Annotated in this window: 6 protein-coding genes; all 6 read left to right on the top strand. The window is 37.4% G+C overall.

The window, feature by feature from the left end; genetic code table 11:
• The first annotated feature begins 1 nt into the window (after nt 1).
• The 6 genes from hepC to ACFSAH_RS15600 all read left to right on the top strand — a co-directional run bounded on the left by hepC (nt 2) and on the right by ACFSAH_RS15600 (nt 13,857).
• Nucleotides 2–1,957, top strand: a complete 1,956-nt coding sequence (gene hepC, locus ACFSAH_RS15625; protein WP_379663675.1) for a heparin-sulfate lyase HepC — start codon at nt 2–4, stop codon at nt 1,955–1,957.
• 5 nt (nt 1,958–1,962) lie between these two features.
• The gene (locus ACFSAH_RS15620) at nt 1,963–3,597 is read left to right on the top strand and encodes a sulfatase family protein (RefSeq protein ID WP_379663674.1); all 1,635 of its coding nucleotides are present in this window, start codon (nt 1,963–1,965) and stop codon (nt 3,595–3,597) included.
• A 7-nt stretch (nt 3,598–3,604) separates the two neighbouring features.
• The gene (locus ACFSAH_RS15615) at nt 3,605–5,101 is read left to right on the top strand and encodes a sulfatase family protein (protein WP_379663673.1); all 1,497 of its coding nucleotides are present in this window, start codon (nt 3,605–3,607) and stop codon (nt 5,099–5,101) included.
• A 194-nt stretch (nt 5,102–5,295) separates the two neighbouring features.
• Nucleotides 5,296–6,672, top strand: a complete 1,377-nt coding sequence (locus ACFSAH_RS15610) for a sulfatase family protein (protein WP_379663672.1) — start codon at nt 5,296–5,298, stop codon at nt 6,670–6,672.
• A 118-nt stretch (nt 6,673–6,790) separates the two neighbouring features.
• Nucleotides 6,791–9,415 carry a DUF4962 domain-containing protein gene (locus tag ACFSAH_RS15605; protein ID WP_379663671.1) on the top strand — a complete coding sequence of 875 codons (2,625 nt, stop codon included), beginning with the start codon at nt 6,791–6,793 and terminating at the stop codon, nt 9,413–9,415.
• Between the two features lie 347 nt (nt 9,416–9,762).
• Nucleotides 9,763–13,857 (top strand): two-component regulator propeller domain-containing protein, encoded by a 4,095-nt coding sequence (locus tag ACFSAH_RS15600; RefSeq protein ID WP_379663670.1) that lies wholly within the window; start codon nt 9,763–9,765, stop codon nt 13,855–13,857.
• Nucleotides 13,858–13,916: the final 59 nt, after the last annotated feature.

The raw sequence follows: 13,916 nt of genomic DNA, 5'->3' as shown, positions 1-13,916 counted from the left end.
CATGTTTAAGTTATTCGCCATAACCTCAATCTTGTGTATTAGCCTTACGGCTAATACACAAGCTAATGATAAAATGAAATTACTTGACCGACTTGATCTTAACAGAGAAGGTTTAGAACAAGTAAAAAGCTTTTATCTGGCTGGCGATAGCAATAAAGCCGTATCAACGTTGTTGATCTATTATAAGAATAGAACAAACATTGTTCATCCGGATGTGAAGGTTAATGTGGCAGGCAAACCCATAACAGGAAGCTTAAGCATTGCAGACAAGCAAAAAGCAGATGATGCCCTGAGTCATAAATTTTTTGTGATGAAAGGGTATTCTGCATTTGACTATGGCAAAGACATTAACTGGCAGTTATGGCCTATAAAAGACAATGAGGTAAAATGGCAGCTACATAGAATGGCATGGTGGGAGTCTATGGCATTAGCTTACGTAAATACAAATGACGAAAAATACTCCCGTGAATGGGTTGCCCAATACCTTGACTGGATTAAGAAAAATCCATTGGGTTTGTCTAAAGAAAATGACAGGTTTGCGTGGCGTCCATTAGAAGTCAGCGAAAGATTAGAGCTACAATCAAGGTTGTTTTTGTATTTTGTTAAATCACCGGCCTTTGATGAAGATTTTTTAGTAAAGTTTCTGCTAAACTATTCTAGTCATGCCGATTTTCTTCTGGAGAACTACACAGAAAAAGGAAATCACTTGTTGTTTCAGGCACAGAGAATGATTTATGCCGGAACCTTTTTTCCGGAATTAAAAAGAGCATTCGCCTGGCAGGAGAGTGGGATTGGCAAACTTAATGAACAAATAGGTATTCAGGTTTTGGACGATGGAGTTCAGGACGAACTTGCCTTTCACTATCATGTAGCCTGTGTCAATATTTTTTACAAAGCACTTCAAATGCTGTCACTAAACGGAATCTCGGGTAAGTTTCCGCAGTTTTATATAGACAGGCTGGAGAAAATGATGATGGCCGTAGTCAACTTTTCATTTCCAGATTATAGTTATCCTATGTTTAGCGACTCTTGGTTAACAAGCAAATCGGTAATGTTAAAGAATTTTAGAAACTGGTCATCCGTTTATCCAAACAATCAGGTACTAAAATATTTTGGTAGCGATGGTCAAGAAGGAAAGCTACCGGATTACACATCAGGAAGGCTTCCAAATGCCGGAATTTATGCTTTCAGAAGTGATTGGTCTGCAAATGCAACCGCATTAATATTAAAAGCCAGTCCGCCCGCAGAATGGCATAGTCAACCCGATAACGGAACATTCGAGCTTTGGGTAAAAGGAAGAAACTTTATGCCAGATCCCGGTGTATTCCTATATGCAGGCAGTGCGGCTATTAATGCACAAAGAGCATATTTTAGACAAACCCGTTTACACAATACATTAACACTTAATAACCAGAATCTGAATGTAGACGCTCATGAACTGCAATGGAGCACCTCAGAAAAACTGGATTATCTGGTATACGAAAATCCAAGTTATACCAATCTGAAACATAGAAGAGCAGTCTTTTTTATCGATAAGAAATACTTTGTTATTGTGGATGAAGCCATTGGTGAAGCAACAGGAGATGTTGCCATCCATTTTGGGTTGAAAGAAGGAGAAGTAAACGCCAATCCAAAAACGCAAACCATCAACACACAATTCAAGGATAATAACAATGTTGTAATAAAAGCCATGTCGCAACAAAAATCTGCGATGGAAGCAGAAGAAAGCTTTGTATCCTATGCATACAATCAAAAAATAGAACGCCCGGCTTACGCTGTTAAAGTAAATAAACCCAATGGTAATACAGCAAGGTTTATAACAGTAATTGTACCCTATAATGGTATAACAAATTATCCGGAGATTAAAGCAAAGTTTGTTAAAGCAACATCAAGTCAAGTAAAAGTAAAAGTTAGTATAGATGGCGTTTCCCGCCAGCTAGGCTATGATATACCCTAATTGAAATGAAAATTAATTTTAAGAAGATTACTTCCGTTTTTTTAAGTGCGCTTGTTAGTGCAAGTGCATTGGCAAAAGTAGAACCGTCCAAAGATAAAAAGTTGAACATTATCTTTATCATGACAGACGACCATACTACGCAAGCGTTAAGTGCCTACGACAAAAGGTTTATATCCACTCCAAACTTGGATAGACTGGCTAATGAAGGTATAAAGTTTAACAATTGCTTTGTAACCAATGCAGTTTGCGGTCCATCAAGAGCAACCATACTTACCGGAAAGTACAATCACATTAATGGTTTAACAGACAATGCTAAGGTTTTTGATAGTACACAGGTTATTTATCCTCAGCTATTGAAAAAAGCAGGATACCAGACAGCAATGATTGGTAAGTGGCACTTGGGATCTACTCCAATGGGTTTCGATTATTACAGTATTCTTCCAAATCAGGGCGAATATTATCAACCAACATTTATTGAAAATGGCAAACATATACAGGAGAAAGGATATGTTACAGATGTGGTAACCGATAAGGCTATAAACTATCTAAACTCCAGAGATAAAGAAAAGCCATTTTTACTGATTTATCAGCAAAAAGCGCCACATAGAAACTGGTTACCGGCACAACGTCATTTAGGGATGTTTGATAACAGCACTTTTGAAGAACCCTCTAACCTTTTGGACGATTACAGCAATCGTGGAAGAGCAGCAAAAGAACAGCTGATGAACATTTCTAAAGATATGTGGGATGCCTGGGATTTAAAACTGGCATCATCCAAAGATTTAGATTCCATTGCAAAATTACCAAGAGCCAATTTTGTGGATGCAAAGGACGATGATTTTACTCATGCAAATGATAAAACCTTAGATGAGCAACGCTTTTTCGAGGTTTTCGACAGAATGACTCCGCAAGAAAAAGCTGCATGGACTAAAGTTTATGATAAACGTGTAGCAGAATATAAAAGACTTAACCTAAAAGGGGATGAGCTGACGAAATGGAAATACCAGCAATACATGAAAGATTATCTGGCTTGTGTAGTTGCCGTTGATGAAAACGTAGGTCGTTTGTTTGATTATCTGGAAAAAGAGGGCGAATTAGATAATACAATTATTGTTTACACTTCAGACCAGGGATTCTTTTTAGGAGAACATGGCTTTTTTGATAAAAGGATGATGTACGAAGAGTGTCTGAGAACACCTTTATTAATCAGATATCCGAAAGCTATAAAACAAGGCATAGTTTCGGATGCTTTGGCAATGAATCTGGATTTTGCACCAACTTTATTGGATTATGCAGGAGTGAAAATTCCGAAAGATATGCAGGGTAAATCTTTAAAACCCATTATTGATAATGAAGGAAAGGTACTGGCAAAATGGAGAGATGCCGTTTACTATCATTATTACGAATATCCGAGCTGGCACATGGTTAAAAGACATTATGGCGTAAGAACAGACCGTTACAAGCTGATTCATTTCTATAATGATATTGATGAGTGGGAATTGTATGATTTGGCAAAAGACCCTAAAGAAATGAACAATGTTTATAATGACCCTGGCTATGCGAAAGTGGCAGCTATGATGCATGGTAAAATGAAAAAACTGCAAAAGCAATATAAAGACACCAATCCAACAGAACAATAAATTTATTATGAATAAAATAACATATATCAGAAACCTTTGTGTAGCCGCAGTAGTATTTCTGGCTGCATGTAAATCAGAACAAAAACAGGAGAGACCTAATATTCTTTTGTTAATGTCTGATAACCAATCATGGAATCATGTTGGGATCTACGGAGATAGCGTAGTAAGAACTCCAAATATTGATAAAATAGCTAGAGAAGGGGTACGTTTTACCAATGCTTATTGTAACTCACCATCATGTACGCCGGCCAGAGCAGCCATGCTTACCGGGCAGGATATCTGGAGAATAGAAGAAGGTGCTAACCTTTGGGGGATATTGCCTACTAAATATGAGATTTTGCCAGATTTACTGGAAAAAGCAGGTTACCGCGTAGGTTACGATGGAAAAGGTTGGGGACCGGGAAGCTATGAAGCCAATGGCAGAAAGCGTAATCCGGGCGGAGACAAATACGCCAACTTTGCAGAATTTATAAAGGACAGAAAAGCAGGTGAGCCATGGAGCTACTGGTTTAACAGTTTACATCCGCACCGTCCGTATGAAGTAGGTTCAGGAGAAAAAGCGGGCGTTGATATCAATAAAATTAAAGTACCTGCTTATTTGCCAGATACTAAAGATGTGCGTATAGATATTGCAGATTATTATGCCGCTATTGAAACCTTTGATCAGGAAGTTGGTGAAATTATGCAGCAATTGAAAGATACCGGACAATTAGAAAACACTATTGTAGTTGTATGTAGCGATAACGGATGGCAAATGCCAAGAGGTTTGGCCAATCTTTATGATTTTGGTACAAGAGTTCCTTTGGTAATTTCATGGCCCGAGAAATTTAAAACCAATGAAGTTACAGACGAGTTGGTAACGCTATTGGATTTAGCTCCAACATTTTTAACAGCGGCACAAGCAGAAGTTCCTGTTGCTATGACTGGTAAAAGTTTATTGCCAATGGTAGAAAAAGGAACAGAATATAAAGATTCGAGAGAGTTTGTGGTGTTGGGTAGAGAAAGACATGCTTTTGTAAGACAAGAAGGTTTGGGCTATCCGGGCAGAGCATTACGCAGTAAAGATTTCTTGTATATTAAAAACTATGAGCCTTCAAGATGGCCGGCAGGAGATCCTCCACTTTATGGAGATGTGGATCCGTATATGTTAAACTATCCAGGACCGGCAAAATTCTTTATTTTAAAGCATAAAGATGAGCCAATTGCCAAACAAGCTTACCAGTTGGCTTTTGCAAAACGTCCGGCAGAGGAACTTTTTGATGTAGCTAACGATCCGGATCAGTTACACAACTTAGCGTACGATCCAAAATATAAAAGTGTAAAAGAAGATCTGGCTAAAAAAATGGTAGATTATCTGAAAGCAACCAAAGACCCAAGAGAAACCGGAGGGAAAATTATTTGGGACAGTACAGATTATTTTAGCGAAATAGATAAAACACCAAAACCAAGTAAAGAAGCAATCAAGGAGTTTGGGCTAGATACCATGTATAACTATTTGAAATAAAAATTTGTATTAGTGTTATGTCAGGCTGAGCCCTTAGGATGACAATCGATAGAATGTTTTATCGTTGACAACACTAACATTTTATAACATAATATCTTGCAGAAATCTCCGTGGTTATCCAATCTCCTTAATGAGAAAAGGTAATACGGAGATTCTGTTTATAAGAACCATAGAAATACCAAATTAAACACTCAATGAAAAAAATATTAATAACGGCGCTAGCAGGGGTATTGTCAGCAATGACAGTATTTGGACAGTCTAAAAGACAGGACAGGCCCAATATATTAATTATTATGACCGATCAGCATACTGCTGATGCTATGAGTATTGCCGGAAATAAGGATTTAAAAACCCCGTCAATTGATTTCTTAGCTCAAAACGGAACGAGATTTACAGAGGCCTATTGTGTACAACCTTTGTGTACGCCTTCGCGTATTTCTATTTTTAGCGGACAAAGACCTATTCATACGGGTTTTACCGGAAATGTAGAAGAAAGAGACGGACTTTGGCCAGACTCTTTATTGGTGATGGGGAAAATCTTTAAAGACGCAGGTTATAAAACCGGTTATGTTGGGAAATGGCATTTACCAATCCCTACAACCAAGATATCTCAACACGGATTTGATTATATCCAAAATACAGCTCCAGGTGATTTTCTGGATGCGGCGAATCCATCATTTTGTGCCCGTTTCATGAAAGAGCATAAGAACGACCCATTCTTGTTGGTAGCTTCTTTTTTAAATCCGCATGATATATGCGAATGGGCCAGAAACGATCAATTAAAAATGGATTTCATAGGTACCCCTCCGCCACCAGAGCAATGCCCTTTATTGCCTGCTAACTGGAGAATAGCACCTAATGAGCCTTTGATTATAAGAGAGCAACAGAAAGTAAATACGAAAACTTATCCATCAACTCAATGGGATGCCGATAAGTGGAGACAATACAGATGGGCTTACAATCAATTGGTAGAAAAAGTAGATAACTATATCGGGATGGTGTTGGCAGGTTTAAAAAAATATGGCTTAGAAGATAATACAATCATCATATTTACCAGTGACCACGGAGATGGTTATGCAGCACACCAATGGAACCAGAAACAAGTTTTGTATCAGGAATCGGCAAAAGTTCCATTTATCGTGTCTAAAATAGGTCAGTGGAAAGAAAAAACAGATAATAACCTTATTTGTAATGGTATAGATATTATGCCAACCATTTGTTCTTTTGCAGGGATAAAAACACCTTCTTACCTTAAAAGTGGTGTAGATATAAAGCAAGTTATAGAAAAACCAGGAACAAAGCTGAGAGATACCTTAGTAATAGAAACTGATTTTGCCGATAATACCCGTTTACTGGGAATTAAAGGAAGAGCTATTATCACCCATCAGTATAAATATATTGCATACGATAAAGGCGATTTAAGAGAACAATTGTTTGATTTAACTGTGGACCCGGGAGAAACCAATAATCTGGCAGTACAAACCAAATACAAAAAGACATTGAATGGCATGCGAGCTTATATGAAAAAATGGGCGCGTGAAAACAATGATACCTTTAATAGTGGCAAGTAGTAGTGAGTTTGAAGTTATAGGTTCAGAGTTGTAAGTTATAAGTTCAAAGTTATAGGTTTTAGGTAGTGAGTTATAGGTTAATGGTTTCAAGAAGTTTTAATTTTAGACTTTAAAATATATGTTAATATCCCTGTTAGTATCGTCACAATTGCTATTTGCTAAACCCGATACACAAGCGGTTAAAACAATAGATGTAGCTATGTTACATCCACGGGTTAGGGAATGGGCATATCCTGTAAAGGATGTTAAAGTTCCGGCAAATTCAGTGTGTTTGCTCTGGCCATCTACACCCGGTAAAAATATAGCCTATAAAATAATGATGGCTACCGATGCTGGTTTTACCCAAAATGTAATTGTCGGCGATGAACAACGCTGGGCAGTATATCCTATACATCAAAACGTTAAGGAGGGAAAGTGGTATTGGAAATATGCTTATAAAACGGATAATCCTATAGATAAATGGCAGTGGTCAGAAACAAACAGTTTTATAGTAGAAAGAAGTCAGAATAGCATTAGTTCGCCGTCGCCCAAGCAAGTTTTGGAAAACCTTCAAGTTTTGGAAAACCTTAAAGGTCAGCAGCATCCCCGGCTTTGGTCATTAAATAAAAATGCCGAGACCTTTTATGGCAATAATAAAAATAATCCTGAAGCTAAAGCTTTTGTAGCTGCTATGCGTAAACAGTTAGGGAAAACCTTACCTGAAGAAAAGCCTACCAGACCAAGAGATACTACAGGAATGAACGCTCTTCAAAAGAAACAGATGATAGAGTTCATGTATCATGGTTTTGGAAATAAGGTTGCTAACCCTATAAAAGATTTGGTATTGGCTTATTATCTTACCAAAGAGAGGGCTTTTATGGATGAGGCGATTAAGCAAGGCGTTCATGTAGCAAAAATGGATCCTGAAGGTTATGCCACACGAGACGATTTTAATAATGGCAATATTGTAGAAGGTTTAGCAACCTTGTACGATATGGGGTTCAGCTTTCTTAAAGATTCTGAGAAACAGTTACTGAAGAATGCTATTGCGGTACGTGGACAGATGATTTATAAAGGATTGCCAAACCGTTTCGAACTGCAAATGTGCGATAATCACGTTTGGCAACATATCCTGAGAAATTTCTCTATTGCTGCGTTGGCTGTGGCGAATGATGTTCCGGAAGCTAACGAATGGTTAACGTATGTTTATGAAGTCTGGAACGCCAGGTTTCCGGTGTTAGCATCTACAGATGGTGGCTGGCATGAAGGTAACGGTTATTTTAGGGTGCATTATAAAACCCTTATTTACTTGCCAATGCTGTTTGGAGACTTATCGGGCAGGAACTATTACGAAGAAGAATGGATGAACAATCTGGCCTATTATATCCTATACTCTTACCCTATAAAATCAACCTCAGTATCGCAGGGCGATATGCATGAGAATTTAAAGGATATAGTTAGAAATCATGGATTATTTGCCGATGCATTATCTACCAAAATCAATAATCCCTATTTAACGTGGTATGCTCACGAAATAAGAAAGCTCTATCCTGATTTCTTCAGGGCAAATGATGATTTCTTATTGTTTAGACTGTTAAACTATAAGGGAGATAAGGTTATGTCGGCATCAAAAGTGCCATCAGATTTACCCAAATCAAGAGATTTCAGAGATATTGGTTTAGTGGCCATGCATTCGGATCTGGTAAACACCGCTAGAAATACTACTGTATTTTTAACGTCAAATCCTTATGGTGTAGCGGGACATGCACATGCGGCACAAAATGCCATCACCATTAATTATAAAGGGAAGAAAGTTTACGGAGGAACAGGCTTTTACAGTAATTTTAGTGATGCACACAATCTACTGGACTATCGTTCGTCAAGAGGGCATTGCACCATACTGGCAGATAGTTTAAGCCAAAGATTAGGAGAGGATGGTTACGGCTGGATTCCACGTTTTATAACCGGTAACCGTATTCAGTATGCTTTGGGCGATGCCTCCAATGCTTATGGAAACCTGACGACTGACTTTTGGTTAGACAGATTTACCCAGATAGGCATCAAAGCAGATAAAGAAAGCGGTTATGGAGATGCAGGAGTGAAGAAATTCAGGCGTCACGTATTGCAGTTAGACAGTAATTATGTGGTGGTTTATGATGAACTGGAATCTGTAAAACCAATTAAATGGACTTCTCAAATGCATAGCCCCTTCCAGTTAACTCATGTTTCTGCTGCGGGGCAAAAAAGTAAAACCTTTGATTTACAGGCAGACTTTGTAAAGTCTAATGTTACTGTGTTTTCTAGCAGTACAGCTAGTATTAATATTCATGATCAATATAACTTTCCTGCAAAAAACTGGAAAGGTAAAACAGATGATGAAGGTAATATTATTGAGTTTAGCGAGCAATGGCATGCCGGAATTACATCGCAACCAACCATAAAGCAGCGTTTTCTGACTGTTATCCAAATACAGGAGAAGCAGTTGCAGCCTATAAAACAAGCTGTTCTGAAAAACAATATGCAACAGGTACAAATAGGAGGGTGGACCATATCTGCAAATTTAGAAACAGGGAAAGAACCTTTTTTACAGGTCGTGTCATCAGATCAAAAAAGCTTGTTTAACTATGGCTCAAGCGAGGTTAAATCGGGTAAAAACCTGGTGCCACGTACCATATCAGGAAGTTCTGTTTTAGTAGAGAAAGGAAAAATACAAGAGGTTGTAGATGAGCGTCCTAATGTAACAAATTTAGATACAGGACGATAAAATAATTAAAGTTTCTGTGTTTATAGTTATCTTCAAGCTTATAAAGCATTTAGAAGCTTTAGCAGAGTAGACAACAGGATAATAAATATAGATCAATCTTATCTGCGGATATTCAAAGATAAGATTGATTCTTTTCCTGAAAATGTAAAGAAAAGGGACTGTATCAAAAGAACCTTGTCATCCCAGATCCCCAAAGCTTTTGGGAAGGGACTTGTTTCAGGAGTACTTAGGAAGAAGATTTCTCTTCGCTGTGCTCATAGAAATGATAATGTTTTTATTTTTGGAACAGTGCTGTATACTGCACCCTTCTAAAAACTTTATATACGCACCATATTAAATTGTTAGAGATGAATGCAAGGCTACACAAAACAGTGCTATGGCTTATAGGTGTCGCAGTATTATTGATAAATCCATTAATTATTAGCGCACAGTCGTTAAATAATAAAAGACATTTCAGAACCATATCAATAGAACAGGGACTTTCGCAAAGTACAGTCTATACTATCGTTCAGGATCGGTTAGGGTTTATTTGGTTTGGAACACAAGATGGTTTAAACAGGTATGACGGAGATGCTTTCTCTGTTTACAGAAGTTCTAAATCAGATAATAAGTCGCTAAAATCAAGCTATATACGAAGCCTCTTTGTAGATAAAGAAGGAGTACTTTGGGTTGGCGGTAACAAAGGGGTAAGTACTTATAATTATAGTAATGAAACATTTAAGAACTATGCTTTAGAAGTACGGTCTGGCGAGTGGTTTGTGACTTCTATTGTGCAGGACCAGACAGGGGTAATCTGGTTATCAACCAGTGCCGGAGAGCTTTACAGACTAAATAAGGATAAAGACGAGTTTGAACAGATAGATTTCCATAATCTAAAAGATAATGTTGCGGCCATCTGGCATTTAGCTATACTGAACAATACCTTGCTATTAGCTACAGATATGGGAGTTTGTCAGTACATCCCATCTGCAAAAAAGATACAGCGCTTACCATTTGCAGAGAAAAACAAGGTGAATTACATCTTAACCCATCAATCAGATATTTGGGCAGGCACCGAAGGAAACGGATTATTCAAATATAACATCAAGGCAAAGTCTACCGAACATTTTAAGCATGTTTTGGGGAGCCAAACCAGTATTGCAGATAATGATGTAAGAAGTATTGCTACGGATCATGAAGGGAATTTGTGGATAGGAACCTTTAAAGGACTATCGGTAAGACAAAAGGGAAATACCGAGTTTCAGAATTATTACCACCAATCAACCATTCCTTACACTATAGCACAAAACTCTGTCAGGTATATTTATCAGGATAAGCAGGGAGGTATGTGGCTGGGTACTTTTTACGGAGGTGTAAGCTATTACCATAAAGACGATATCAAGTTTAACTTTCTGAACCAGAATACAGGAAACCTATCTATTAACGATCAGGTTGTAAATATTATCAAAGAAGATCCTGATAAGAATATCTGGATAGGTACCAATGATAAAGGTTTGAATTTTTGGGATAGGAAACAGGGCGTTATCAAGTATTATTCGCATAAGGAATTGGATGGTAATTCATTAGCGTCCAATAATATTAAAGCTATAGAATTTGATAAACAAGGCAATGTATTGATTGGAACCCATAATTCAGGGTTAAACTATTTCAACAAAAGAACAGGGAATGTAACGGTATTTAAGCACAAAGAAGAAGATGCCACCTCTATTGCCGGGAATATGGTTTATGCCTTGCTAAAAGATAGTGAAGGACGTATTTGGGTAGGAACCAGATCTGGTTTAGATAAGTTTAACATAGAAAATCAAACCTTCTCGCATTATTACTTAGATAAGAACAATAAAAGGCTGTCTTCAGACGAGGTTACTTTTTTGAAAGAAGACAGTAAACATAGGATATGGGTAGGAACCACTAACGGTATAAATATATTCTTACCCGATCAGCAGGTGTTTGAAGTATTTCAGGGATCAACATTAAGCAATGATGTGGTTACCTGTATTGCCGAAGATAAGAAGGGACGCATTTGGGTAGGTACAAGAGACGGGCTTAACTTGTTTAATGAAAAGGAAAAACGCTTTTATGCTTACAAAGACTCCAGTAATCTTATTAAGGGAATTATTTACGGGATACAACCCGATGATAAAGGTGATGTATGGATTTCTATATCAAAGGGATTGGTGAAGTTTAGTCCCGATACCAATAAAAAACAATGGTTTGATATTAAGGACGGTTTGCAAAACCACCAGTTTAACCTATCGGCTTTTGCAAAGGCTTCTGACGGTATGTTGCTTTTTGGAGGTATCAACGGATTAACCTATTTCTATCCTAATGATGTGGTACAAAAACCGCTTGATTTACATTTAACCTTTACCAACTTAGAGGTACTTAACAAGAGGGTGTTTGCCGGAGATAACCATGATGTTTTAACATTACACATAGATAAACAAGATGTATTAAAGCTAAAACAAGATTATAAGCAGTTTACCCTGTACTTTAATACCTTTAATTACCTGTCGCCAAATAAAGTTAAATATTACTATAAGCTGGCAGGTTTTGATACCGACTGGCAACAAACAACAGATATACCCAAAGCAACTTATTCTAATCTTAAAGCAGGAACCTATACCTTCCATGTTAAAGCAGTAGGGTCTTCTGGAGAAACCAGCGAAGAGCGAAGTATTAAAATAAAGATCTTACCACCATGGTGGAAAAGTGACTGGTTTTACCTGATTTTAGCAGTGCTTGCATTGGGTGGTATTTATGTTGCTTATACTGTGATAACCGAAAGGATAAGAACTCTACATCAGTTAAAATTGGAACGCTTGCAGCGGGAAATCACTACAAATAAATTAAATCTGGAAAGACTGGAAAGGGAGAAAGTAGATTCTATCAATAAAATGAAGACCGACTTTTTCACTAACATCTCTCATGAATTCAGAACACCATTAACTTTAATTATAGCTCCTCTGGAAGAGTTGGTTAACAGTAAAGTATCAGAACGCACACTTAAAAAATATCACGAACTGATATTATTAAATACCAAGCGTCTTTTCCATTTGGTAGATCAGCTTTTAGAATTCAGGAAAACGGAAGCGGGAACCAGAAAACTGAAACTAAGTAAAGGTGATATGGTGAGTTTTGTACACGACATTTATAGCTCCTTTATTGTACTTTCAGAGAAAAACAATATCCGTTACAACTTTAAATCTACCGAAAGCAGGCTGTCTTTTCATTTTGACAGAGATGCGATAGAGAAAGTATGTTTTAATCTGTTATCTAATGCATTTAAGTATACGCAGAACGGGGGAACCATAGAGATAACCCTGTCTAAAAAGAACGAAGATGTAGTGATAACAGTATCAGATACGGGGATAGGAATAGACGATAGCGAACAAGCCAGTATTTTCGAACGTTTTTATCAGGTAGATAACCAGGAAATGAATTTAGGATCGGGGATAGGTTTGGCCTTTACCAAAAAATTGGTCGAATTACATCATGGATCCATTGCTTTAGACAGTAAAAAAGGTGAAGGAACTACGTTTACTGTAACTATTCCGTTTACCGATGACGGGTTAATTGACGATGAAATAAAAGAAGTCTATAGCCTGGTAGTAGAAAATGCCATAGAGGCCGAAGAGGAATCAGAAGAAGCCATTGCTGAAGAAATTACAGATCCGGAGAACAAAGAAGATTTGTTAATTATAGACGACAACCAGGAAATTGTAGATTTTCTGAACTCTCACTTTAGTAAAAGCTTTAATACAACGGTAGCTTATAACGGAAAACAGGCCCTGGAGATTCTGGAAAATAACAACTTTGATCTTATTATATCAGACGTAATGATGCCTGAAATAGATGGGATACAAGTATGTAAAAGAGTAAAGCAGAATATAAATACCTGTCATATCCCTGTTATTCTATTAACCGCAAAGAACGAAACACAACATCAGATTAAAGGATTAGAAGCTGGAGCGGATGACTATGTAACAAAACCTTTTTCGATGAGTTTGTTGCAGGCCAAAGTACAGAGCATACTGAAATCAAGAAAAAGGCTGCGGGAGTATTATTCAGAATCTAAAGAAATAGTACCCGAAAATATAGCCTTTAATACCCTTGACGAAGAGTTTTTAAGAGAAGCCATTGCAATTATAGAAAAGTACCTTAGCGATTCTGATTTCTCGGTAGATAAATTCAGTAGAGAAATAGGGATGAGCCGCTCTAATCTATATTTAAAACTAAAAGCAATAACAGGCGAATCGGCTACAGACTTTATTAAGCGTATACGTTTTAAAAAGGCAGTAGAACTGTTGGAAACCAAGCAATACACTGTAGCACAAGTAGCTTATATGTGTGGTTTTAATTCGCCCTCTTATTTTTCGACAGCCTTTAAACAGTATTATGATTGTATGCCAACGGAATATATCTCAAGGCAGCAGGAAAAATAAAAGCTGATAGTTAATATTTGTAGGCAATAGCAGGTAAAACCTATAAGCTTATGTTCAGG

Origin of the sequence: Pseudopedobacter beijingensis (genome assembly GCF_042678145.1) — a bacterium.
Lineage (GTDB): Bacteria > Bacteroidota > Bacteroidia > Sphingobacteriales > Sphingobacteriaceae > Pseudopedobacter > Pseudopedobacter beijingensis.
The sequence above is the reverse complement of the archived record's forward strand: the minus strand, read 5'-3'. Positions and strand labels throughout refer to the sequence as shown.